Consider the following 26,369-nt stretch of genomic DNA (forward strand, 5'->3'; position numbering starts at 1 on the left):
TAGGACATCCAAGTATCGGGTGAAATCCAATAATCACAGAGATATCTATGAAATCTCCTGTATGAGGGAATAAGGTCTGTGCCTTATCGTCCTTGCAGGAGATTTTTTGTGCTGGAAATGCCATCATTACATTATTTGGTCAAGTGAAGTTTAATCTTCCGCCGAGCAATTAGTACGTCGAATCGTTCTATACATGTTGCCAAACAAGATGGCCTCCTTCAGATGTGGTCTTTTTTTTACTTTTAGAAGAGGATTCAATGGAAAAAGGATTATTGCGATTTGGGCGATGCCAAATTGTATATGAGAAACCAAAAGGAATAAAACATTTTATGTTACTATAGTTAACATAATTGTCGTGAAAATTGTATATTGTCAGGAAATATGTTTATATATCGCGGTATTTAACTTAAAAAACGTGAATTTTACATTTTGAAAATAGTTTATTGTCTAAATATCAGGTCTTATGTAATGATTGGTGACATTCACAGGTGCGACGAAATGGGATGTACAAAGTGGAGTGGCAATCATGTGAATTCATTAAGAGTGTGTGCGAAAGGGGAAAGGTCAAATGAGATTATTTCAAAGACGTAAGGCAGGCAAGGCAAGTTCAATCCTCGCAGTGGTAACAGCATTCACTCTATTATTATCTGCATGTTCGTCAGGAAGCGAATCTGCATCTTCATCAGGAGAGTCGGGTTCGGGGGAAAAAACGACTTTGAAAGTGGAAATCTTCGACCGGGGAAACACACCGGCGGGCTACACCATTTCGGACAGTTATCTGACTCGCTTCATTCAAGAGAAGTTTGGTGATCCCAACAACATCGATGTTCAATTTGTTCCAGTACCACGCTCGGAGGAAGTGCAGAAGCTTAACGTTCTGATGGCGAGTGGCTCTGAAGTACCTGATATCGTATTTACCTACGACTCAGGAACATTCAACCGTTACGCACAACAAGGTGGTTTGACTGAACTTACGGATCTGATCAATCAAACGGGTCCTAACCTGAAAAAGTTGCTGGGAGATGAAACGCTGGCCTACGGTCAATACGATGGTCAACAGTTTGCGGTGCCAGGTAAACGTCTTGTCCTTGGGAAGTACGCATCCTATGTTCGTCAGGACTGGCTGGACGCACTCGGATTGCCTTCACCTGAGACAGCTGAGGAGCTGCATACAACTCTAAAGGCCTTTAAGGAAAAAGATCCGGGTAAGGTTGGCACAGGACTTATCCCAATGGGGATGTCGATTGCCTCAGCTCAATATGAACCCCTGATCTGGTCATTCATTGAACCACTGACGGAAGAACAAAAATATACATTAACGCAACAACTGGGTTCCAATGATTATCCAACATTATTGCCTGGATTCAAGGACGCTCTGAAATATATGAACACACTTTATAATGAAGGATTAATGAGCAAGGACTTTGGACTCGACAAAGACAAGAAAAAGCTGTGGGAAGATGTATCTAACGGCAAAGTTGGATTCTACACCGAGGATGCGGGGGAGATTTACATCTCCGGTACGTACAAAAACCTGCAAACCAATCAACCTGGTGCAGTGATGACACCGATTGATGCATTCAAAAACTCCGAAGGCAAATTCGCCAAACCGGCATATGCGCCCAATGCGATGTATGTCATGATTCCGAAATCGAGCAAAAATGCGGAAGCAGCAATGAAGTATCTGGATTGGATGGCTTCAGGCAACAACCTGTTCGACCTGCAATTCGGCGTTGAAAATGAGAACTATGAGCTTGTGGATGGTGTACCACTGATCAAGGATGATGCTTCTCCTGAAATCGCAGGTCGTATCTATAATTCCGGTGACATTGCCATTATCGTCAATGGTAAATACGTTGGGGATGACAAGAAAAATGAAGAGGCTTATGTCGTACAGGTAGAGTCGAAGTATCGGGATGATATGCGCAAGTCGGTAGCAATTTCCAACACAGACACGATTCAACCTGTACGCTTCTCCAAACCGATTGAGGCGGAAGCGCGTTACGGTAACGGTTTGAAAGACAAGTTTATGGAGTTCTTCGTGAAAACAACGATTTCCAAACCAGCTGATTTTGAAGCCACGTATGACAGCATGATGAAGGATTACATGGCAAGCGGTGGTCAAGCAATCCTGGATGAACGTACAGAAGCTTACAATGCGATGAAATAAGTAGAGTAGAGATCACATCTAATGCGTATATGGCCACAAAGAACAGGGATTTCATCAAGGCGATGACAACATCGTCTTGATGGAGACATCCTGTATGACATGGGGGGAAGGTTTATGAAAACAAGCATCTATTTCCGCAGAAACTGGCAACTATATGCGTTGCTCCTACTGCCCATGATCTACTTCATTATTTTCAAGTATGGGCCAATGTATGGCGTGCAGATTGCGTTCAAGGATTTTAACTTCTTTCAAGGGATCTCCGGTAGTGAGTGGATTGGCTTGGATGCATTCAGGGAAGTGTTTCAAAATCAGGGGTTCTACACTGCATTACGCAACACGTTAGTGCTTAACATGCTGGATCTATTGGTTTCCTTTCCGGCACCACTTATACTGGCTATCTTATTGTTCGAGCTGAAGAAAGCCTGGTTCAAAAAGCTGGCACAGACTTTACTGTACATTCCTCACTTTATTTCGTGGGTGATTATTGGAGGGATCGTACTTCAGGTATTCGGTACACAATCGGGTTTCATTAACAATATCTTGATGAGCATGGGCTTTGATCCATTACCTTTCCTCTCAGACAAAAACTATTGGCTCTTCACGTATCTTGCGGTAGGCGTGTGGCAGAGTGCGGGCTGGGGTACGATTCTGTATCTGGCATCCCTGACAGGGATTAACCGGGAGCTGTACGAAGCGGCAGAAGTGGATGGAGCAAGTCGGCTACGCAGAATCTGGCACATCTCCTTGCCAGGCATCAAAACGACGATTGTTACCTTATTGATCATCAATGTCGGCAACATGATCTCCATCGGCTTCGACCGACCGTTTATTATCGGAAACGTGGCTGTGCGTGAATACTCGGATGTGCTCAGCACGTTTGTCTATCGTGTCGGTTTACAGTCTGGTCAGGTTACGCTCGCAACAGCCGTGGGTTTGTTCCAGGCTTTAGTTGGACTTGTCTTCATACTCGGAGCGAACTATACGTCCAAGAAATTGACCGATGAGAGCATTATGTAGTGGATTGAATCACATATGATCTGTAAGGAGTGAGTGGGATGTCTGAAAACACGGCGAATCGAATATTCAACACGGTAAACGTCATTCTTATTATCATTACGATGGTGCTGTGTCTTGCACCATTCATTCATATTATTGCGATCTCGCTCAGTTCGAACCGGGCAATCGGTTCAGGAGAAGTTTCCTTTTTCCCAAAAGAGTTATCCTTTGAGGCTTATACAAAAGTATTTGCAGATGGATCGATGATTCGTTCCCTGATCTATACGATTTGGCTGACCGTCCTGAGTACGGTGCTAAGCATGGCGATGACCATTGCAGCAGCTTACCCACTGGCGAAGAGTAATCTGAAAGGGCGCAAGTGGTTCATGCTTGTCATTGTGGTAACGATGTTCTTCAGTGGGGGTATTATTCCCGAGTACATTCTGATCAAAAATCTGCATCTACTCGACAGCACATGGGGACTTATTCTGCCTGGATTGATTAGTCCGTTTTATATGATCATCCTCATCACCTTCTTCCGAGGTATTCCTGAAAGTCTTGAAGAAGCGGCGGGTATTGATGGAAGCAGCCACTTCGGAACACTTATGCGCATTATTTTGCCGTTATCCCTTCCGGTTATGGCAACACTGAGCCTATTCTACGCGGTAGGACGTTGGAATGGTTTCCAAGATGCACTGATGTATATTACCAAGCCTGAGCTATACCCTTTACAATTAAAATTGTATCAGATGATTCAGCAGAACCAGATTACAGAACTGATGCAGAACGAAGGCATTGGTGCTGTTCAAGTACTGCCTGAGAGTCTGAAAGCAGCCAGCGTTATATTCTCCACGTTACCGATCTTGCTTGTGTATCCGTGGTTGCAGCGGTACTTTATCAGTGGCGTAATGGTAGGTGCTGTAAAAGGTTAACAGTCTCGGGAGGTCCATGACATGACACAACGAATGGTAGAGAAGATGTCGAAAGAGCAACAGTATCTTGTAAATCAGTCCATGTCAATGATGGATAGCTTCTATGATAAGGAAATGGATCTGCTTCGTAGTTTCGAAGAAGAGGATTCAACGCAGCACAGCACACGAGCCAGTGCACATTATGCGCTTGGGTTGTTGATTCGAAATGAGCCTGGTGATGTGGAACGCGCAATACGGGTGTTCCACAAGGTGCTCGATGTTCAATATGACGCTCCGGATGAGATCTATCACGGAACCTTCGCGACCCGACCCAATGATGTGCATCCACCAGCGGGTCACTATGCTTGGAAATCTTTTGCGCCAGGCACGGCCTATTTCCTGGAACGCACCTTTGAGAAGGTGTCTGCGCAGTTTATCCATAAACTACAGGAAGATGGCTCTCTGCTCACAGAGGCGGCAGATTCCAAACAACTGAAACGCCTTTTTCATGCGGCAGTGAATCAGGTCCTGCCACCTGTATGGATCAGTTATGATCCCAACTGGCGCGAGTTTATCGCTTGTGTCTGTGTGGTCGTAACTGCCGAATTCGCTGAACTTATACCGGAGACACTCATGAAACGGATGGACCATGCCATGGCATTGGCTGTTCAAGGGTCAATAGAACGCAGGTTATCTGACGTAATCCCCATGAACACCAATATTGAGTTAATGCATATTTTCATCACTCATTACTACGGCCATCGCTTGAACAGAACGGAATGGATTCAGCATTCGGATGAACAGGCGGAGGGATTGATGAAGGAGTTTGAACAGTACGACGGGACATTCGCTGAATTCAATACAACAACGTATTACGGGGTGGATCTGTCCGTGCTTGGCATGTATCGAAAGTACGGAGTCACCAAACGTTTAGTTGAAATTGGACACCGGATTGAACACGGGTTGTGGAATAACATTGCACTATATTACAATGCCAACCTCGAGAATCTCTCCGGCCCATTCTCTCGGGCGTACGACATGGAGATGCGAGAGCATAGTTCAATCGGTGTATTTATCTATCTTTTGCTTGGTGAAGGGTATGAATATCTGGCAGGAATCAACTGTGAGTCAGGCCATGATCCGCTGATTGCGCTCCTTGGGGTGGATGTACCCGCTGAAGCTGTGCCGTATTTCAAAGCTCATCAAGAAGATCGGCTTGTGCAGAAACAGTTCATGGAACTGTGTGAGCGCAATGATCCAACGTCCAATCGGAATTTGTGTACAGCCAAAGCTTGGATCGGTGAGGACCGGATGATCGGGGCCATGTCGGGAAGTGTGAATACCAATGGCCAGATGCATCCAGCCACGATCCACTGGCAGACAGAGACGGGGGAGCGTTATTATCTTCGCTTGATCCGCCGTGAGGTGGGCGAGGGGTGGAATAGTCATCTGCGCGGAGTAACGTTCGATGCCGATCTCACACCAGATTCGTTAACCATTGATGTGGAGCTGGATACGGCGGAAGAGATCGACATTTATTTTGAAATCAGAGGGCCATCCCTTCGCCAGGAGGATATTACATCAGCGTTATGGCAGTTCCCAGGACTTACGTTTGCCGTAAAGACTGAGGCGCCTGAACCATCCGTGTTAATGTACGTGAATCATATAGAGATCATCTATCGTTATGTGCCTGGAAAGACTGCAAAGAAGATGAGATTTGAATTGACCCTCCGTGAAGACAACGGTTTAAGGAATGAATAGGTATATAAGATGAACTGAACATTTACACGAGAACGAAGAGTGCAGAACCGATCTGAAGAAGCGGAGCGTTCGCCTGAAAGCTTTCTGCAAGAAAGCTGCATCGGAAGCATAAGCTATCACCGGATTTTTCCCTTTGGAGAAGGGGATCAAAAAAATCTGGGGATAACAGCGATCGGAAGATGGTACTGCAATTGGAGTGATCTAGTGTAAAGTTTATTGGTTCAACTTATATAGATAGAGATAAATGGAATATGAATGGGCGATAGAATGAGAGACAGGAGGACCAATAATGTATACGGACAAAAAGGAATATTCGTTCTCAACATGTTGGAATATCAAACGTCATACGACCGGACAAGGCATGATTGAAGAGATCAAGTCTCTTGGATTCAGACAAGTTGAACTGAATTACAACGTAACGGAAGAGATGCTGCAGACGATCGAACCGATGATTGAACGGGGAGAGATCGGTGTATCCAGTGTTCATAATACATTTCCGCATGTGGCTGATCCGGATTACGGGACAGATTCTGTCCTACTCGGGTTTGATGATGAGCCGCGCCGCAAACGGGCGATTGAACTGTTACTTCGCTCAGCCGAGTACGCACATCGTTATGGGGCTAAGGCTGTCGTTGTACATCCGGGTGAGGTTCCGTTCGAATACAATATAGATGAAGCGTTGAAAAAGATATACCACGATCAAGGACCGGATTCACCGGTATATCAATCTTTATGGCAAGAGATGCTGGAGAAGCGGGAAGATGGCAGCGCACATTACCTGAGCCGGATTCAAGAGAGTCTGGAAGAGGTATGCGACTTGTCGGAGCAGCGAGGATACGGAGTGAATTTCGGTATTGAGACCCGTTCACGTTGTTATCAGATGCCGACTTTGCACGAAGCGGGAACAATTATTGGACGAATGAAGGACGCGCCGCTTGGTCTCTGGTACGATATTGGTCACGGCATGATGATGGATCGAATGGGTCTATACGATAATGTACGTGAGGCTAACGCGTTGATTGATCACGTGGTTGGCGTGCATATTCATGAAACCGTAGGGTTGGCAGATCATTGGTGTCCGTACATCCATAGTAAAGACATGACCTTCTTTGATTCCTTTTTGGATATCATTGACCGTTCTCCGGTAAAAGTATATGAGCTGAAAGCCGCTTGTACACCTGAAGAGATCGATGAGAGTCATGGATTAATTACGGCTCGCATTGCTGAACGTCAGGCGGCACGTCAGAACGGATAGGGAGATTGGTATATTTTATGCTAAGCGCTTAGATGGGGAAATGATAGGGCAATGGACGAATGTGAAGCATTCTTCTCAGCTGATGTCTGACGTCCAATTAGGGTAGAAGATTTCGTCTATTCCTTGTGCTATGCGGGGATATTTAATGGGAAAAGGGATCGGTTTCATCGGCCTGCGAGGCTTGGTGAGACGGATCCTTTTTTTTTGATTTTATTGGATATGTATATGTGACCAGTGTACAGCTTTCATCCAGATCACATCCAGAAAGCGTCTTGGCGCACACTTCGCTTCATCAATGGGCTCTCTTTTAGCGATGCTGAGATTCGTTAGAGTTCAAGAAGTGAGTCACAACTTGGCGAGAGTAGCGTTTAAACTACCTATCATCAAAGATTAGGTGAATGAGCGAGTGATTTCTTTTTACTCGTACATCCGTCGTTCAAGTTCAGCATAGGCAATCGCAGGATCATCACTGGAGTTATCAATATAAGCGACGGATGAAGCAGGGAGCGGCCAGGCTACTTCTTTACGCACGAGAGAAGCTGTGAAGGCATCCCAGTGTGCAAGTTTCCATTCGTCCAGTGGAGATTGTCTTGCTGAGATCCGCTCGTGATACAAGGCTTCATTTTCCAGATAAATATAGGCCACACGAACATCCGTATCTTCCAGAGAACGTCCAATTCGTGCAAGTTCCTGAGCAATCCAATCCGGGGTTCCAATTTCTTTGGTAAATGGCCCCACAACGATTGTATCGATACCCAACTGCACGTTATCCAGAGCAGCGTCCATGGTAATACGATATCCGAGATCACGGCACAGACGTTTGTATTCAGGCGAATCCCGGTCGGATGGATCGAGTCCCTGAAGGGTCATGATCGCCTCAGCCGCGGGACGAAGCAGAATATCCATATCGAAGAAAGCCGCTTTATGTTTACGGGAAAGGGCTTTGGCAAGTGTAGTCTTGCCACTTCCTGCCCCGCCGAGAAAGAAAATTAGTTTGCTCATGAATGTAATGCCTCCTTATAGATTCAAAAAATAGGATATGTAATTGAATTATACGAATAGATAGATTCATCATTATAGTTCGTGAATGAAAGGACTTGTTTATTTTAACATAAATAAAGAAGCTTGTTGGCTAGACAGAAAAGGAAGGATAAGGTAATATCATACCTAGTTGTTCTATGCATAGATTTCCGATGTATATGAAAAGAAGAGATTTAAAAGTGTATTTTTCTAAATCCAAAATCTTTGCAAAATGAATTGAAAAGGAAGGAGTGAGCGCGTTGCAGGTTAACAAACAAATGATTAAAGGCAGTACCGAAACATTGATTCTGAACTTGCTTCAGGAACGACCGTTGTACGGTTATGAATTAATTAAGGAACTACACCGTCAATCCGAGGGTGTGTTTAATCTGAAAGAGGGTACGTTATATCCTATTTTGCATGCCATGGAGATTGAAGGATGGGTAGAGTCGTACTGGATGGAGGTTGAAGGCCGTAAACGTAAATATTATTCGATTCGTGATAAGGGCATGGAGGCTTTACAAAGTAAAAAAGCAGAGTGGAATTTGTTCCGTAGAGCTGTGGATCGGGTGCTTGGGGAAGGAGGCCTGACATGACGAATCGACATGAGCGAATTCAGCATTATCTTGATCACATGTGTGTTCAGGTTAAAGCTCGCGAAGTACATAACGACCTGCGTGATGAATTAGGAAACCATTTGGAAGAGATGATTTTGGACAAAGAACAAGAAGGTTATACAGAGGAAGAAGCAATTGCATATGCCATTGAACAGATGGGTGATCCTGCTGTCGTAGGCAAGAGTATGCACCGATTGCATCGCCATCGAATGCATTGGGGGCTGTTAACGGGAATTATTGCCTTGGCTACAATCAGTCTGTTACTGATGTGGATTTTTACGACTAATACGGCACAGTCAAGATATCAATATTTATACAGCTATCATATGAAAAACACCGTTGTGGGATTGATGACGATGTCTTTCTTTATTTTCTTTGATTACCGCAAATGGAAAAAAGCTGCCTGGTGGATTTATATTCTGTTCAATGCCCTGCTGTGGATCAATCCGATGCTATCATCAGCATACAATGGTATATTCAGGTACTTGGCGTTACCATTCGGCATTGTACTTGATGTAACCACGGTTTCGATGTGGATATTGCCTCTCGCCATAGGTGCAATTATGCTGGACAAACTCCGAACAAGTTGTAGTATACAGTCAATACTAAGTTACATTGCAATGGTGGCATTACCGGCAGTGCTCTTGTTTCAAATATCGGATTGGGTTCGCATGTTATTGTTTGGTATCGTATCGGTAATTTTATTTGGTTGGATCACACGTAAATGGCTTTATATGATCATCGCTGCAATAACTACTGGAACTATGTCTTTAATATTGTTGTTTTTCATGGATGAATACAGACGTTTGGATAGATTCTCTGTCGTGTTCAATCTTCAGGATGACCCCAATGGGAATGGTTTTATTTATAATTCGATTATGGATATCGTACGAACAGCCGGATGGTGGGGCAACGGACTGGATACACGGTTTGACCTGTTCAAAAGTAATTATTTTGATTTTCCCGGTGTGATGCTTATTGATGTGTTTGGCTGGTCGGCAGGCATACTCTTATTGGTAGGTATTTTCTGGTTTGTCAGTAGTATGGTGAAAATACTCCCTCGTATTCGGGATGATTATGGTCGCATGATCATCTTGAGTGTCACTACGATATTGGCTCTGCAGATGATCTATTCTCTTGCAGTAATTACTGGTAAGGTTCCGATCATCAGCATTGCTTTTCCTTTCATTGGATACGGCACTCATCTGATCTTTGAATATGCCATGATTGGATTACTTCTTGGGGTATACCGCCGTAAGGATACCTTCGCGTGGAAAAGCGAGAAGGTGCAAATGAAGGCGACACCGATTAAGCAGTAGACAATTCACTGTGTAAACAAGTGGTTATTAGCATAATAAGCGGGGCTACACATTTCAGTGTAACTACACCTGTGAAGGAAACCAGATATGACGCAGGTTCACCCAGCCCTGACTGTTGAAAGATAGACCACGCACCGAAGGCAGATAAGCGGTTTCTACTGGTTTTTCGGATAAATGGAACAGTAAATTCTGATCAACCAAAAATTGCTCAATTCGATCTAATTCAGAAGTTCGATCTGCTGCGATGGGAGAGGCGACGATGGTTTGCAAGATCTCATGGATCGTTATACGGGCAGAATCTTCAAGATGCTCAGACAACGTGGAGTAGAGATCATACCTTCGCAGTTCTTCGTCTCTGTCCCGAATGAGAGAGAAGAGAATCAGATCAGACTCCAGCCGCAGATTTCCTTTGAACTGCTCCATCGTAGCAGTACGGACGGTACAGGAGAAACCGCACTGCTCCAGTATGAACGCCAGATGTTGAGCATCCCTGCGATATTGTGGAATGGTTGCAATGTGCAGGGAGATGGGACTAGCCGAAGTGAGTCGTTTAGTAATATCTTTAAATCCCTCATGCTCAACCATCCCGGTATTCATGGCATCAGAATCAGGCTCCACGACCTCAGAGTCATCGGCATGTCTGTCATCTCTATACATTCCAGCAAGACATGACTGGATGTGAGCTCTTACTTCCGGATCGTTTAACGGTCCGGTTTTTTGCGTATTACAGGTGAGTAATTTATGAACCATCACACCTGCACTAATCTGTGTCCAGTCTGCACCCGCAGACGAAGACGGATTATGAACAAGATGAAAGAACGGAGTTTCAAACTCTTGGCTATCGTCCATTTTTGCCGAGGCACTCCACGGAATTTGCAGGATATCTACCCGGTCCATATGTGCTCTACCCTGAAAATACGATGAAAAGGCTTCAAGTCTGCACAAGTGATCATCCCAGGCAGTGACCTTGAACGGTCCCGTCCCAACAGGTTTTTGCATCCCATGCACATCACTCGAATGCTTCATCTTATGTTCGTTTGTTCCTGGTGAGGGTACAATCGCCGCACGACTCGTTGTCAGGAAGGACAAAAACAATTCATGAGGATCTTTAAGCTGGAAACACACGGTTAAGGAATCGACCGCTTCAATAGATAGAATCTGTTTACTTACATCACGGTACAGTGTCCGGCGATCTGTAGATTGCAGCCGTTCAAACGTATGCACAATATCATGGGCCGTCAGTATCTGACCATCGTGAAAAGTAATACCTTTTCGCAAATAAAAGATCCAGGTCTTTCGGTCTGCACTGACATCCCAGGTATGAGCTAGACATGGGAGAATCTCTCCCTGTTCACCCCGCTGAACCAACCCGTCAAAGACATGGCTGGTAACAAAGGATTCAGCTAATAGATTAATATACAGCGGATCAAGCGCATGAAGCTGTTGGCGCAGGGGCAACCGAAGCGTATCAATCTGCTCATTATTGGTGCCGGCTTCCGTATGATGACCCGAATAACCAAGCAACCACTGGTTTAGATGATCCTGCATGATTGTTGAACTGGAGAATGCGCTCACCTGCTCGGCAGCTTCCTGCAATTCTCGGCGATTCATGGCTTGCATCATGTATTCTGCGGCGATTTGATCAGCCGGAACAAGCAAGGTCAGTGAAGAACGCCGACCACGACCACGCTGGGAAACCCAGCTAATCCAGTCCTGGGCAACCATCTTTTTGACAATCGTTAACGTATTGCGGTGCGTACAATTCAGCAACTCAGCGAGATCGGCGAGTGTAAGTTCATGTTCTGTATGGTGACCGTAATGACGATGCAACAGCAGATATTGCTGATGTAATTTCAAAGTGTTGATTCCCTCCTGGAGGTGATCTCTGACGTATTCCTCTAAAATAAGAAGTTTTACCGATTTTAATTTCTATTTATATTCCTATTTTATCATCTAAAATATAGCATAGAAAGGTTAATGGAGGTTTTTCCCATGATTGATAAAATAATGGCTTCACCGCACCGCGCTCTGATCACGTTACTGTCTGCATGGATGCTGGCGATCATTCACCAGTATTTATTCTATGGTAATGAGATTGGCGTATCGTATCCTATCTTTGTAATTCTCTTTTATGTGTTCATGTATCTGTTTGCACGGGACCGCATGAGGTCTTTCAAGTTCATTGATGCTTTTGTGGCGGCTGTAGTGCTGTTGTTGTCGCTAACGTTCCTGTTATATGATAATGAACCGCTGCGTGTTCTTAATTTTCTGGTTGTACCTGGCGTAGTTATCTTACATATGACGTATCTGATGGGCAGAAAACAGAAGCAGTGGTGGGAGATCGGTTTGATTGGTACGGCTATTGACCACTTGCTGCCTCAAGCCATACGTCATTGGGGGACTGTTGCTGCCATTGCTGTGAGAGCAGGCGGGCGTGGCATGGGCAAATCCCAGAAAACAGTTGTTTTCAAAGTGCTCATTGGTCTTGTGGCGTCCTTGCCTATCCTCATTGTAGTCGTCGCATTACTGTCCTCCGCTGACGGGGTCTTCGATCAGTACTTAGCCGGTTTTCCGGAGTGGCTGAATCAGCTGGCTTTTACTCCAGGCATACCGAGAATCATCTGGATTGTCATCGCAGGTGTATTGCTGTTCGGTTATGCATGGGGATTTGTACAGCCAATGCAATATGAGGCAGAGAAGAGAGCGAACGCACATTGGAAAAATGGAGCAGCATCCACGTCTATTACGCGTGATCATATGCAGGAAGTCTCTCCTGTGAACCCGGCTACTGAAGGTCAGTTTACGAATAAGATTACACCCGAGCCCGAACGCCCTCCGGTTCATCGGGAACCATTCAGATTGGACCCCATCATTGTGGGTACGATGCTGATTGTCATCAATTGTGTGTACGTTCTGTTTGTGCTTGTACAGTTTTCGTATCTGTTTGGTGCAGGAGAGGGGCATCTTCCGGTAGATCTGTCCTACGCAGAGTATGCGAGAAGTGGATTCGCAGAGTTGATTCTCGTCACAGGTATTAACTTCTTTATTCTTATTGTTGCTTTGCAGTATACCCGTCCGAGTGGCAGAGCGGGTTCCATCGTGCATCAGGTACTCCTCCTGATTCTGGTCAGTTGTTCAGCAATTATGTTGTATTCCGCTTTCATGCGCCTTAATCTTTATGAACAGGCTTATGGATATACGTACATCCGCTTCCTGGTGCACGTGTTCATGATCTTCCTGGCACTTCTGTTGCTGATTGCCGGCCTTCGTATTCGCTACACGTCAATACCGCTGATCCGCTGGTACATTGTTCTAGCGCTGACAGCTTATGTTGCAGTCAATTATGTGGGTATGGATAATCGGATTGCCGAGCTGAATATTGAACGTTATCATCAGACTGGCAATATTGATGTATCCTACCTGGCGAGTCTGTCAGCAGATGCAGTTCCGTTACTTCGAGAGTTTGCTCTGGAGGAGTATCCGGATCTCAAGAGAGAAATGCTGGAACGTCAAGCTTACCTGGACATGGAAACATCAGATCGTTCCTGGCCTTCATATAACGTTGCAAGACACAGAGCTGAGCTAGAGTTGTCCAAATTGAGAACGGAATAGCTCAAGATTAGTAGTTTTCACGTACTGATTTATGCAAAAACGATATGTAAGTGTTATAATATAAAAATGAACCTATAAAGGGGGTGAATCCCTTGTTTGAACTTCAGGAATTATTACCGTATTTATTCTCGCTTGGACTCATTTTCACCGTCAGTTATGCCTGTATCGCCCATCTTCACTGTGGCATGACAGAGTACTGGATGGAAGGTGGCGCCGGTGGTGGACTTGAACCAGTACTTCCCGCTTTGTGTTTGGAAAGACAACACAGACAGGAAGTCTGGAGCCGCATGATCAGACGAAGAGAAGCGCCCGATGAAGATGAACCAGATTGTCATTCCTCGTTGAACGATTGGTCAACAAATCAACGAGGAGGATATATATGGAACATAAGACTAACAAGGGGTTCACTTTTACTTCAGGCAAGGGACGGATCTATGGCCTGATTGCTATTTTGTTTGCAGTCATGCTGCTTGCCGGATGCAGCAACAACGTGTCGGAGATTACTTCATCGACACCGGGATTTTTTAATCACTATATTGTATTTCCACTGTCGTATCTGATTCAGCATATTGCCACCATATTTAATGGAAGCTACGGGGTCGCAATTATCGTGATCACGCTAATCATTCGTCTAGCGCTGTTGCCCTTGATGATGCGTCAAGCCAAGTCCCAGCAGGGAACTCGATTAATCATGAATGCCATGAAACCCGAGATGGATGCGCTCAAGAAAAAATATGAAGGCAAAAATGACCCTGCTGATAAGCAAAAGCTGTCTCAGGAAACGATGGAGCTATACAAGAAACATAAGTTCAATCCGCTGAATATTGGTTGCTTGCCGATGCTCATTCAGTTGCCTATACTTTCAGGTATCTACACGGCTATCCGACTTACACCGGAACTGTCTTCCCATTCGTTCCTTTGGTTCAAATTGGGAGCACCGGACTATGTACTCGCTGTGGTGGTTGCGGTCATTTATCTGATTCAAGCTAAGGTATCACAAGCCAACATGGCGCCTGAGCAGCGAAAACAGTTCGCCATTATGGGGTATCTCTCCCCATTGATGATGGCATTCTTTTCTCTTTCAGCCCCGGCAGCCATGCCGCTCTACTGGACGGTTGGAGGTTCGTTCCTGGTACTACAGACATTATTGTTCCGCAAAATGTACCCGGTGGAACACCCGCAGGAGCCAGTGATTGTGGAAGTGAGTAAGAAAAAGAATAAAAAATCTACCTCATCTAAACCTTCTCGGAAACCTGCAAAGTCGTAGGATATGATATGGACGTGATCACGGTATCGTGAATATACTTAGCAAAACGAACGTGTTATACGTAGCCAAAGCCTAAGAAAGAAGCCGATCCATTGAGGATTGGCTTCTTTTTTGCTGTATTTAAGAAACGATGTAGATTTTTATTACTCGGAGTGTGTTGAGACGTTGTTCATCTGTCATGTCATATTGCCGGCTCATCTGACAGCTGGAAACGGGAAACGAAATACCAGATGAGTTCGCGACGCGAGGATACCTTGGTTTTGGCGAAAATGGATTTCAAGTGATCCTGAACGGTGTAGACAGAAATATGCATCACAGCAGCAATTTCCTTGGATGAATAGCTACGAAGCACATATCCGAGCAGTTCCCGCTCTCGACTGGATAATCCATGGCTTTCGGCGAGCAAGGGCAGCAAATCCTGCGGCATCGCCTGCTCCAAACGGATAGCAATCTGATCCGGTCCCGTAAGCTGTTGCATGAGACTGGCATGAAGTATGAGGTAACGCCCATCCGGAAGTTGGATGCAGACTTTGGAGGGGGAGTCGGGAGCGATCTGATTATCGTCAGCCCGTTCTGCCTGATTCTTGCGCTGCAAGTGGGAACTCACTGCACGTACCGGACGGGGCAGGACGTCTGGCCCTACATGTTCCAGCATACGTAACTGGGACAGCCAATATTGAGCCGGGGCGTTCAGGGATAAGAGCTGGAACGTGTCTGAGGTGATCAAAATGCCTGGTTCCTCAGGACTTCCACTCGTGATCTCATCGATAAGAGTCAGACTTGTGGACCGCAGCATCGATGCAATAGAAGCAGTCCAGGTCTGAATCAGCAACCGTTCCTCTTCTGTAAAAAAAGAACTCTCGGTCTTACGATACAGGGTCAGGTATCCCCAACAAACGTCTCCACTGACCAATACAGCGCGCAGTTCATCACCGAACCCCGCTGGCTGAAGAATGTTGATATAACGTGGGCTTTGTTCAGGCTGTACGTTCATGGATGTGTGGAGTGTAGCTGTATGTTCACCGCTGCGAATTAATTCAGCGTATTTATGAATATCTTCTTCCATGTATTCATTGATGAATAACCGATCATGAATGGCTTCAATGCCGTCTTCTGTCACGGCTCCTGTGGAGAGAAGAGTCAGAGGATCAACGGTGGTGAAACAGTATGCGTCGTAAGGTATAACCGAATGGATCTGCTTGAGAACAGCTTCCCGGTAGGTACGTGAGGTCCAGGTTCCTTTTTCAAGAGAAGTGATAAGTCTGTGGTTCCGATCAATACGTGATGTCAACAAGATATCTCCTCTCTCTGTGCGCATATCCCAATGTTCTGGGATTGTAGGTTCGGCGTATCCTTCTATAATGAAATTAGACGAACAACGAGTCAAGTCTAACTTCAATTCAAGAGGAGTGCGGTGTCCATGAATCACAATCCATCACCGATGAGCTGGGAAACGGCAGATGTTCATCGTTACGAACAATCGATAGCCCTGAAAATTCCGGGTTATTCTCATATGCATGATCTAATGGAACGGCTGCTTGCAGCATCGTTTGCGAATAACAACGATATTCATATACTTGTAGCCGGAGCAGGAGGGGGAAAAGAGATAGCTCTGCTTGGATCACGCCATGCTGAGTGGACATTAACTGGAGTAGATCCTTCACAGCCCATGCTGCAACTTGCTGAGAAACGAGTCGCGGAAGCAGGCATCGGTTCCAGAGTGAAGCTGCAACCTGTCACGGTTGAAGAATTGCCAGAGGATATTGTATATGATGGGGCGACGAGCATGCTCATGTTGCATTTCCTTCAGGGGATGGATGCCAAGAGAACGTTTCTGACCAGCCTTGCAGCGAGACTTAAACCGGGTGCACCACTAATCATTGCGGCTGTCAATGCCGATCTTCGTTCACCTGCACATCCAATCATGATGCAAGCATGGAAGGATCACATGTTGAGTGCAGGTGTCCTTCCGGAAGAGTGGGAGCGCTTTGCTGCTTCCTTGGGCCGTGAATCCGATCCCATATGCTCTGAAGAGATGACTCAGCTACTGACCGAATGCGGTTTCTCACATATTACACGTTACTTCGGGGCGTTCTGGGTGGAGGGATATTATGCAATTCGAAACTAACGTGAAGTCTGTGAAAGATCAGATCTGGGTGGTTGGCGGTTATGGTCAAGTAGGACAGATGATATGTACTCAGCTGGGGAAATTGTTCCCGGGTAAAGTATGGGCAGCGGGTACGCGCTTGAACCGTGCGGAAGAATTCAGCAGATCTACAGGTGGTGCTGTGCTACCGCTTCAACTGGATGTAACAAAACCTGTGGAGCCGTCCATGTTACGGTCTGTGAAGCTGGTCATCATGTGTGTCGATCAGAGCGATACCCGGTTCGTAGAATCCTGTGCACAAGCCGGAACCGATTATATTGATATTTCTGCAAAATATGATTTTCTCGCCCAGGTTGAACAGCTGCATACCACAATGCAACGTTCCAAATCGACCGCGATACTCAGCGTTGGGTTATCACCGGGAGTGACTAATCTGCTTGTACGCGAAGCGACCATGCATATGGATCAGGTAGAGGAAGCAGATATTACCGTGATGCTGGGACTTGGCGAGAAGCACGGAAAAGCTGCCGTGGAGTGGACCGTTGATCAGATGAATGCCACCTACCAAGTGATGCAAAAAGGCAAACCTGCTGAGGTACAAAGTTTCGGAGATGGCAAAAGGATTGATTTTGGAGCAGAACTGGGGCACCGGAAGGCGTACCGATTTAACTTTTCGGATCAGCATGTGGTTGCCCGAACGTTGCGTATTCCAACCGTATCTACCAGACTATGTCTGGACTCACGTTGGATTACAAGTTCCATGGCGTTCTCCAAAAGTGTAGGGTTGTTTTCTTTGCTCCGCATCCCGTCTATTCGGAATGGAACAGTCAAGGCATTTGGCCTTATTCCCGGAGGAGAGCCAATGTATGCGGTCAAGGTTGATGCCGTAGGTTGGGAAAATGGTGAACAAGTCCGCGTTGAACAACTACTGGTTGGCGCAAAGGAAGCAGATGCAACAGCAGCGGTAGCTGCAGCCGTGGCAGAACGTGTGTATAAAACAGAGTTGCCTCATGGTGTGTTTCATATTGAACAATGTCTCTCTTTGCAGGACATTCAGGATGCACTTCATACGCCACTAAAGGTGTCGACCAAGATCACCTAGTTTCATGTTCTTTTGCTGGTACCCTCCAATCTGCTATGATGGAACAATAATCATGGCATGAATGGAGGGAGATCATGAACTGTGTTGCTGTATTGCCTTATTACAAAGTACAGAGAGAAGTGACGGGTCTCGCCCAAGAGATTGAGATAAATGCCCGCTCCATGATTCTGTATTCAGATAAAATCGTGACCAAATACCGTGAGTTCAACATCACGGAAGTGTTTGACATGTCATTTCGGCGAATGGGCGATGAAGGTGGATTTTTCTATCTGCACACGAGCACAGGAGTATATCCATATATGGTCGAAATCGACCCCAAACCTTTTATCCAAACATTCAGAAAAATGACGATCCAAAAATTAAAATGACTTGACCTTGCCGTTACGTAAAGGCTTACCCTCGGATATGGAAGGAACGATAACCAATCCAGAGGAGCCGTGAATAACATGAGCATATTGATTCAACAAGCGACCATCCTGACGATGAAAGATGCCAATGCCCCCTTTACGGGGGATATTCGTGTTGAAGGAGATCGTATTACGCAGATTGCTGACCACATTCTGCCTCAACCGCAAGATGAGATTATTGATGGCTGCAATAAGATCGCCATGCCGGGGCTGATTAATGCCCACCAGCATACACCGATGAGCCTTCTCCGGGGATTCTCGGATGATCTGAAGTTGATGGACTGGCTTGAACGCAAAATGCTGCCTGCCGAAGCACGGATGAACCCGGAAGACATCTATTGGGGTGCCAAGCTATCCATCGCTGAGATGATCCGTTCGGGTACCACTGCCTTTGCAGATATGTACATTCATATGAACGAGATTGCGGAAGCTGTTAAGCATACGGGTATCCGGGCATCGCTTACACGCGGGATGGTATTTATGGAGGATGATGGGGGACGCAGGTTGCAGGAGGCGATTGATCTTGTGCAACGCTGGTCTGGAGCGGCCGATGGGCGAATTACAACCATGTATGGACCCCACTCACCCTACACATGTCCTGTAGAGCCGCTACGTGAAGTCATTGCTCTGGCTGTCGCGGAGGATATCCCGCTGCATATTCATCTGGCTGAGACGAAGGAAGAAGTCGTGAAGATTCGCGAGCGCTATGGCATGACACCGACAGAGTATTTGGAAGAGGCGGGTATGTTCGAACAGGCACATGTCTTGCTTGCGCATGGCGTACACCTTAATCAAAGGGACATCGGCAGATTAAAGGGTATGCGCGGCGGTGTAGCACACAATCCGGTCAGCAATCTGAAGCTGGGGTGTGGAATTGCTCCTATTACGGAGATGATCGCACAGGGGATCAATGTTGGAATCGGAACGGATGGAGCGGGAAGTGCTACAACCGTGGATATGTTCGAGGAGATCAAAGCCGCAACCTGGCTGCAAAAGCTGGACTACGCCGACCCCACCCGCCTGCCAGCCAAGGACGTTCTGCGCATGGCAACACGCGGAAGTGCGAGTTTGCTTGCACTCCAGCATGAAGTGGGGGTGCTGGAAGCGGGGCGCAAAGCCGATCTAATCCTGATCGATCTGGCGAAACCACATCTTCAACCTGTACATGAGGTAGAGTCGTTACTGGCATACAGTGTAAATGGGGCGGATGTGGACACCACGATAGTGAATGGTCAGATCCTCATGAGAGGCAGAAAGCTGCTCACGATCGATGAGGATGAACTTTACCGTGAGGTGAAGGTTAGAGCCAAGCGGATTGTTGAGGGAATTTAATTTTAAGAGGTAGCGACAGCGCTAGAGTTGCAGGAATGGGCGGCAGAGTCGATTGTGAAAAGACTGCTTGCAAAAGCCGGATTAATCTAATAAAACTTCTGGAGACCTACACTTACTTGGAATGATTCATTCATTTCAAATAAGTGTAGGTGTTTTTTTACATATAGGATGATAGTTCAGTTCATTATCAGTTCACAATGATTTGTTACGATATGAAACATCAAATAGATAGATATCGTGCATGATTCAGGAGAGGAAGAGACCCCCATGAAAATACTAGAAGTTAAAAATGTGAAGAAATCATACACCTTATATGGAAAAGAAAGAGTTCCGGTACTCCACGGTTTGAACCTGAGCTTTGAGACGGGGGAATTTGTCTCCATCCTTGGCGAATCTGGTTGCGGTAAGTCAACACTGATGAATATCATTGGTGGAATGGACTCCGATTATGAAGGGGATGTAATTGTTCGTGGCAAGAACTTAAGTGCCATGACCGAGAAGGAAATGGATGATTATCGGAAGAATAATATCGGCTTTGTCTTTCAAAATTTCAATCTGATCCCGCATCTGTCCGTCCTCGAAAATGTTACGATTGCAATGCAAATGACGGATACAAATGAGAAGGATCGCAATAAACGTGCTGTTGATATTTTGACAGAAGTGGGACTGAAAGATCATCTGAACAAACGTCCCAACCAGTTATCCGGGGGGCAGAAGCAACGGGTTTCCATCGCACGCGCTTTATCCAACAATCCCGATATTATTTTGGCTGATGAGCCAACGGGTGCTCTGGATAAGGAGAACGGAGATCAAATTTTGGCTTTGCTCGACAGTATAGCCAAAAAGGGAATGCTGGTGATTGCCGTAACTCACTCGCAGAAAGTCGCTGACTCGGGTACACGTATTGTGAAGGTTGAAGAGGGGCGCATTAGTGACGATATTCACCTGAAAGATCCTTCTACGGCTGTTTACGAGAGTGGTCAGGATTCTTCCCGGAGTCTAGGCCTGCTTGCTTCATTCAAGATGGCACTTAAAAATATGAAACTCAACGCTAAGCGTAATGTATTGGTAGCATTGGGTGGATCTATAGGTATATTAAGTGTACTCCTGATGCTCTCCTTGGGTAATGGGATAACGACGTATATGAATGACGAAATCAATTCAAGTATGGACCCTTTGCTTGTGGATATAACAAAGCCGAGTGAAGAAGCCAAGGACATGCAAGGCCCCGAGGCCTTGATGGCACCAGGTGAACCGTTCACCGAAGCTGATATTGAGACGATTCGTAATTTCCCTAATGTGGATCATGTAGAGACGATCACGACCATTACAGGCAAATCAACTATGGTGAATGAAGAACAAAGTGTGGGACTCACGCAGTTAACAACGTTAACGGATGCTTTTGATCCAGCATTGATGACAACGGGTGTTCTGCCGGTAGCAAATGAGATGTTGTTACCCCTCGATACGGCGAAACAATTAAGTGGAAATGACCAAGCTGAATCCATGATCGGCAAGTCCGTGTTTCTATATATCAACGAGATGGATGGCAATAATAAACCAGTAACTTTGGAGAAAGAAGTAACGATTTCAGGGATCTATGAAGTGGCAGATCAACGATCTCCAATGCAACAATCTCCGGGATACATCTCATCAGAGACGCTGGAGCAAATGTATACGGACAAAGGAATAACGATTGGACCGATTCAGGTTAACGCCTATGCAACCGATATGAAATATGTAAATGATATCAATGAAGCTGCTGTTGACGCTGGCTTCGCAGGCTCCCAAATGGCCAAGGTCATGGAGAATATCACAACATATGTAAGTATGGCTTCAATTGTACTCGCTGGTATTGCGGGCATTTCGTTGATCGTATCCGGTATCATGATATTGGTTGTACTCTATATTAGTGTCGTGGAACGGACGAAGGAGATCGGAATTCTTCGTGCGATTGGAGCAAGAAAAAAGGATATCAAGCGAATATTCTTCTCCGAATCTGCCTTATTAGGCGTATTTAGTGGTATTATTGCGGTAATCTTTGCAGTGATCATTAGTTATGGATTAAATATTCTATTGGACAATGCGTTTGGAGCAAAACTCATTAATCTCTCGGGATATTATATCTTGTTCGGGATCGTGGTAAGTACAGCGATTAGTATCGTTGCAGGTTTGATGCCTTCATCAAAAGCCGCGAAGCTGGACCCGATGGAATCCTTGCGATACGAATAAAACCAATTGCGGAAAGGATAATGGCTACATGAACACAATTCTCGTGGTGGACGATGATTCCCATATCCGCAAATTAATCCGAATCTATCTTGAAAAGAATCAATTTTCCGTGTTGGAAGCACCAGACGGTCAAGAGGCGTTAGATATCCTCTCTCATACGAAAATCGATCTGGCGATTGTGGATGTGATGATGCCGCGAATAGACGGCATTGAACTGACGGAAGACATCCGGTCTTATCTGGATATCCCGATTCTCATGGTAACTGCCAAAGGAGAATCCAAGGACAAAGTCAGAGGATTTAATGCAGGCTCAGACGATTACCTGGTTAAACCGTTTGATCCGGTAGAGTTAATCTTGCGTGTAAAATCGTTATTGAAACGATATAACAAAAGTTCATCGAACATGATTCAGATCAGCGGTGTAACGATTGATTTGGGCAATCTGATGGTTGTTGCGGACGGACAAACTATCGAATTGAAAAAGAAGGAATGTGAATTGTTATTTTCTCTGGCGAGTTCGCCAGGGAAAATATTCACACGTACACAGCTTATCGATGATATATGGGGCATCGATTACGAGGGAGATGAGCGTACGGTTGATGTACATATCAAACGGTTAAGGGAACGTCTTGAACATGTTCCTCAGCTAGTGATCTCAACGGTAAGAGGACTTGGATATCGCCTGGAGCGGGCATGAAAATATTGAGGAAAAGCCTGCGACTTCGAATCGTAGCTACTTTTATCGGGATTGTTCTGGTGAGTTTGATTCTCTCCTTTATGTTAAATAACGGATCCCAGGAAAAGACACCGAATCGTTTTATGGTTACCTTTACTGAAGACCTCGTTACACTGATTAACCTGATCGATGATCCGGAAAAAGTGAAATCAAGCTTGGATATCTTTGCGCGCTACGGCTTGAATATCATTCCCGTGAATGAACAAAGTGAAGTATTATCTTCCTTGCCAGAGGACAAAGTTCATTCGTTATTTGAGGCGGGTACAACCGATGCAATGTTTATGTCCAGTAAAGATGGAATGGCGACCATAGGTGTCCCTGGAACAAACGAGGGGATAGGCGCATTTCTGATTCAAAGCGATTTCTCCTCTCTTTTTCATACACTGCGAAACACGCTCTTAACCTCACTGTTAACGGTTCTGGTCATTGGTAGCTTATTAATCCTGTTCATGTCCGGGTACATTGTGAAACCAATTAAGAGGTTAACCGTTGCAGCGAAGGAGATGTCCTCAGGGGACCTGTCGGTCCGCTTGAAACATAATAATCAGGATGAGTTTGGGGAACTGATGGAGAGCTTTAATCATATGGCCAGTGAGTTGCAAAAAATCGATTCTGTTCGTGATGACTTTGTCAGCAACGTCTCTCATGAGATGCAGTCTCCGCTCACTTCGATAAGGGGATTTACCAGAGCACTACAAGATGGTGTTATTCCATTAGAAGAGCAGAAAGAGCATTTGGATATTATCTATGAGGAAACGCTGCGCTTATCGAGGCTCAGTGATAATCTGCTTCGGCTAGCCTCACTGGATTCGGAGCATCATCCGGTTCATTTCACCACATTCCAGGTAGATGAACAATTAAGAAGGGCGATCTTACTGGCGGAGCCGCAGTGGGCGCAGAAGGACATACAGATCGAATTGGATTTGTTGCCCTGCGAGATCACAGTGGACAAAGATTTGTTTGATCAGGTCTGGCAGAATTTAATAAACAATGCGATCAAATACACCGGTTTTAAGGGTACCATTCATGTGGAGATTGAGACGTCATCTTCATTCGTGAAGGTATTGATTAGAGATTCTGGACAAGGAATTCCTGAGGAAGCTCTTCCGTATATCTTTAATCGATTCTATATGGTGGACAAAGCGCGAAGCAGTTCGCTTCGAGGTAATGGCTTAGGGTTGTCCATTGTGATTAAAATTTTGAAATTGCATCAATGTACAATTGATGTAGAGAGCGAAGTAGGAAAAGGTACGCAGTTTATTGTCACGATCCCCAGATCGGTCATTACACCTTAAGGCAAACCAGAATAGAGAGTAGCAATATGGAAACAATCGGTCCCTGTACGTTCAGGATTCAGATTGCTTCCATATTGCTTTTTTTGATATCTGTATTCGCGACAAAATTTCACATATAGTTTTGTTTAGCAGTGGATCATTTGATAAAATAGAAGAGACGTTATGTGAATCTATGAACTTAATCAATTTATCATACACAGAATGGAGCCATCCAATGAAATATCGCAATATGGAAGATTGTATTAACGATCTGGAGCAGCACGGTCATTTGATTCGGGTCAAAGAAGAGGTTGATCCACATCTGGAGATGGCAGCGATCCACATGAAAGTGCACGAGGCTAAAGGCCCGGCGTTGTTATTCGAAAATGTAAAAGGCTCAAAGTTCCAGGCTGTATCGAATCTGTTCGGCACGGTGGAACGAAGCAAATTCATGTTCCGCGGTACGCTGGAAGGCGTACAACGGGTCATGGCTGTTCGTGACGACCCCATGAAGGCGCTTAAGACGCCATTTCAGCATGTCCGCACAGGTCTAGCTGCGTGGCAGGCGCTGCCAAAGCAGAAGTCTATAAGCCTCCCCGTGTCGGCCCAAGAGATTCAACTCTCGGACCTGCCACTCATCAAGCACTGGCCGATGGATGGTGGAGCATTTGTAACGCTACCACAGGTTTATTCGGAAGACCCGGATAAACCAGGAATTATGAATTCAAACTTGGGGATGTACCGGGTTCAACTGGACGGCAATGATTTTGAAATGAACAAGGAAATTGGATTGCACTATCAGATTCATCGCGGAATTGGTATACATCAAGCCAAAGCGGTCAAAAAGGGAGAACCACTGAAAGTCAGTATTTTCATCGGGGGTCCACCGGCACATACACTCTCAGCGGTTATGCCTTTGCCTGAAGGGCTCAGTGAGATGACATTTGCCGGCCTGCTCGCAGGACGTCGCTTCCGGTACAGTTACAAGGATGGATATTGCATCAGCAATGATGCCGATTTTGTCATTACGGGTGATATCTACCCAGGCGAGACGAAGCCTGAAGGCCCGTTTGGTGATCACTTGGGATACTACAGCCTGACGCATGAATTCCCGCTAATGCGAGTGCATAAAGTCTATGCCAAACCTAATGCCATCTGGCCGTTTACGGTTGTGGGTCGTCCACCGCAAGAGGATACGGCGTTTGGTGATTTGATACATGAGATTACAGGGGACGCGATCAAACAGGAGATTCCGGGCGTCAAAGAAGTGCATGCGGTCGATGCAGCCGGAGTGCATCCGTTGCTGTTCGCTATTGGTAGTGAACGTTACACGCCTTATCAGGCCGTGAAGCAGCCGACAGAGTTGCTTACGATTGCCAATCGCATTTTGGGTACGGGTCAGCTCAGTCTGGCGAAGTACATGTTCATTACTGCTGAGGATCAGCAGCCTTTGGATACTCATAAGGAAGTTGAATTCCTGACCTATATCTTGGAGCGTATGAATATGCAGCGGGATATTCATTTCCATACCCATACAACGATTGATACACTGGATTACTCGGGTACAGGGCTGAACAGCGGCAGCAAGGTCGTTTTTGCAGCGTATGGCGACAAGGTTCGGGACCTGTGCACGGATGTGCCAGAGTCTTTGAAAAACATTCGTGGTTATGAGAATCCGCAGCTTATAATGCCGGGCATTGTTTCGATCCAGACATCGGCCTTCACAAGTTATGCGGATACAGCACAGGAGATGCAGGCATTCACATCTCTATTGAAAGAGCAGGGAGGTCTGGACTCTTGTCCGATGATCATTCTCTGTGATGACAGTTCGTTCCTGAGTGCTAACCTCAGCAACTTCTTGTGGGTAACGTTTACCCGCAGCAACCCTTCACATGACATGTATGGAGTTAATAGCGGATATGACCACAAACACTGGGGCTGTGATCAGGTTATTATTGATGCTCGTACCAAACCTCACCAGGCACCGCCGCTGATTCCCGATCCTTCGGTGGAGAAGAGCATTGAACGTTTATTTGTAAAAGGGGCAAGTCTGGGTTCGATCAAAATCTAATTCAGGATGTTGTAAGAAGTTCAAACGGAAGAGTTTGAACTTCTTTTGCTTACTCTGACCCGCCGTTAGACACCAAAAAGTGTCTACATGTTCAAAACCGGGACTATTTGGATGCAAGAGTGAGGACAAAGTCTTATATGTTCGTATTTACCTTTGCGATTAAGGTCGTTTGAACTATGT

Annotated in this window: 20 protein-coding genes; 17 read left to right on the plus strand and 3 right to left on the minus strand. The window is 45.6% G+C overall.

Translation table 11 applies throughout. From position 1 onward, the window contains the following. Positions 1-568 precede the first annotated feature (568 nt). The 5 genes from AC1S8V_RS12895 to AC1S8V_RS12915 all read left to right on the plus strand — a co-directional run bounded on the left by AC1S8V_RS12895 (position 569) and on the right by AC1S8V_RS12915 (position 7,093). Positions 569-2,170 carry an extracellular solute-binding protein gene (locus AC1S8V_RS12895; protein ID WP_482073911.1) on the plus strand — a complete coding sequence of 534 codons (1,602 nt, stop codon included), beginning with the start codon at positions 569-571 and terminating at the stop codon, positions 2,168-2,170. A 114-nt stretch (positions 2,171-2,284) separates the two neighbouring features. After that, positions 2,285-3,187, plus strand: a complete 903-nt coding sequence (locus AC1S8V_RS12900) for an ABC transporter permease (RefSeq protein WP_062834078.1) — start codon at positions 2,285-2,287, stop codon at positions 3,185-3,187. A gap of 38 nt (positions 3,188-3,225) precedes the next feature. Then, positions 3,226-4,098 carry a carbohydrate ABC transporter permease gene (locus AC1S8V_RS12905; RefSeq protein WP_062834079.1) on the plus strand — a complete coding sequence of 291 codons (873 nt, stop codon included), beginning with the start codon at positions 3,226-3,228 and terminating at the stop codon, positions 4,096-4,098. A gap of 21 nt (positions 4,099-4,119) precedes the next feature. After that, a complete protein-coding gene (locus AC1S8V_RS12910) occupies positions 4,120-5,838 on the plus strand; it encodes a DUF8769 domain-containing protein (protein ID WP_482073912.1) in 1,719 nt (572 codons plus the stop codon). 289 nt (positions 5,839-6,127) lie between these two features. Then, positions 6,128-7,093 (plus strand): sugar phosphate isomerase/epimerase family protein, encoded by a 966-nt coding sequence (locus AC1S8V_RS12915; protein ID WP_482073913.1) that lies wholly within the window; start codon positions 6,128-6,130, stop codon positions 7,091-7,093. A 417-nt stretch (positions 7,094-7,510) separates the two neighbouring features. On the opposite strand, the gene AC1S8V_RS12920 is transcribed toward AC1S8V_RS12915, so the two are convergent. Then, on the minus strand, positions 7,511-8,095 hold the full coding sequence (locus tag AC1S8V_RS12920) for a P-loop nucleotide/nucleoside kinase family protein (RefSeq protein ID WP_482073914.1): 585 nt from the start codon (positions 8,093-8,095) through the stop codon (positions 7,511-7,513). Between the two features lie 278 nt (positions 8,096-8,373). Here AC1S8V_RS12920 and AC1S8V_RS12925 point away from each other — a divergent pair, with 278 nt between their 5' ends. Together AC1S8V_RS12925 and AC1S8V_RS12930 are read left to right on the plus strand one after the other, a co-directional pair. Continuing rightward, positions 8,374-8,709 carry a PadR family transcriptional regulator gene (locus AC1S8V_RS12925; RefSeq protein ID WP_253507921.1) on the plus strand — a complete coding sequence of 112 codons (336 nt, stop codon included), beginning with the start codon at positions 8,374-8,376 and terminating at the stop codon, positions 8,707-8,709. Next, a complete protein-coding gene (locus AC1S8V_RS12930) occupies positions 8,706-10,049 on the plus strand; it encodes an FtsW/RodA/SpoVE family cell cycle protein (RefSeq protein ID WP_482073915.1) in 1,344 nt (447 codons plus the stop codon). Before AC1S8V_RS12925 ends, AC1S8V_RS12930 begins: the two co-directional genes overlap by 4 nt. Before the next feature lie 63 nt (positions 10,050-10,112). Here the strand turns inward: AC1S8V_RS12930 and AC1S8V_RS12935 are convergent, their stop codons facing one another. Further along, positions 10,113-11,906 (minus strand): ABC transporter substrate-binding protein, encoded by a 1,794-nt coding sequence (locus AC1S8V_RS12935; protein ID WP_482073916.1) that lies wholly within the window; start codon positions 11,904-11,906, stop codon positions 10,113-10,115. Between the two features lie 135 nt (positions 11,907-12,041). Here AC1S8V_RS12935 and AC1S8V_RS12940 point away from each other — a divergent pair, with 135 nt between their 5' ends. Further along, positions 12,042-13,661: a DUF4153 domain-containing protein gene (locus AC1S8V_RS12940; RefSeq protein WP_482073917.1), complete on the plus strand. Its 1,620-nt coding sequence runs from the start codon at positions 12,042-12,044 to the stop codon at positions 13,659-13,661. Between the two features lie 379 nt (positions 13,662-14,040). Beyond that, positions 14,041-14,928 (plus strand): membrane protein insertase YidC, encoded by an 888-nt coding sequence (gene yidC / locus AC1S8V_RS12945; protein ID WP_482073918.1) that lies wholly within the window; start codon positions 14,041-14,043, stop codon positions 14,926-14,928. A gap of 181 nt (positions 14,929-15,109) precedes the next feature. Here the strand turns inward: yidC and AC1S8V_RS12950 are convergent, their stop codons facing one another. After that, on the minus strand, positions 15,110-16,219 hold the full coding sequence (locus AC1S8V_RS12950) for a helix-turn-helix transcriptional regulator (protein ID WP_482073919.1): 1,110 nt from the start codon (positions 16,217-16,219) through the stop codon (positions 15,110-15,112). A gap of 129 nt (positions 16,220-16,348) precedes the next feature. Between AC1S8V_RS12950 and AC1S8V_RS12955 the strand changes: the two genes are divergently transcribed. The 8 genes from AC1S8V_RS12955 (at position 16,349) to AC1S8V_RS12990 (ending at position 26,189) form a co-directional block, all read left to right on the plus strand. Further along, a complete protein-coding gene (locus AC1S8V_RS12955) occupies positions 16,349-17,056 on the plus strand; it encodes a class I SAM-dependent methyltransferase (protein WP_482073920.1) in 708 nt (235 codons plus the stop codon). Further along, on the plus strand, positions 17,040-18,137 hold the full coding sequence (locus AC1S8V_RS12960; RefSeq protein WP_482073921.1) for a saccharopine dehydrogenase family protein: 1,098 nt from the start codon (positions 17,040-17,042) through the stop codon (positions 18,135-18,137). The genes AC1S8V_RS12955 and AC1S8V_RS12960 overlap by 17 nt, the downstream gene beginning before the upstream one ends. Positions 18,138-18,211: 74 nt before the next feature. Beyond that, complete coding sequence (locus AC1S8V_RS12965) at positions 18,212-18,505, plus strand: hypothetical protein (RefSeq protein WP_482073922.1); 294 nt, start codon at positions 18,212-18,214, stop codon at positions 18,503-18,505. Positions 18,506-18,583: 78 nt separating this feature from the next. Next, entirely contained in the window at positions 18,584-19,876 is a 1,293-nt protein-coding gene (locus AC1S8V_RS12970; RefSeq protein ID WP_482073923.1) for an amidohydrolase, read from the plus strand. A 267-nt stretch (positions 19,877-20,143) separates the two neighbouring features. Next, on the plus strand, positions 20,144-22,108 hold the full coding sequence (locus AC1S8V_RS12975) for an ABC transporter ATP-binding protein/permease (RefSeq protein ID WP_482073924.1): 1,965 nt from the start codon (positions 20,144-20,146) through the stop codon (positions 22,106-22,108). A 28-nt stretch (positions 22,109-22,136) separates the two neighbouring features. Then, a complete protein-coding gene (locus AC1S8V_RS12980) occupies positions 22,137-22,805 on the plus strand; it encodes a response regulator transcription factor (RefSeq protein ID WP_482073925.1) in 669 nt (222 codons plus the stop codon). Between the two features lie 80 nt (positions 22,806-22,885). Next, complete coding sequence (locus tag AC1S8V_RS12985; protein WP_482073926.1) at positions 22,886-24,139, plus strand: sensor histidine kinase; 1,254 nt, start codon at positions 22,886-22,888, stop codon at positions 24,137-24,139. A 214-nt stretch (positions 24,140-24,353) separates the two neighbouring features. After that, on the plus strand, positions 24,354-26,189 hold the full coding sequence (locus tag AC1S8V_RS12990) for a UbiD family decarboxylase (RefSeq protein ID WP_482073927.1): 1,836 nt from the start codon (positions 24,354-24,356) through the stop codon (positions 26,187-26,189). The last annotated feature ends 180 nt before the right edge of the window (positions 26,190-26,369 follow it).

The sequence above is a fragment of the Paenibacillus sp. B46(2026) genome (assembly GCF_056786355.1).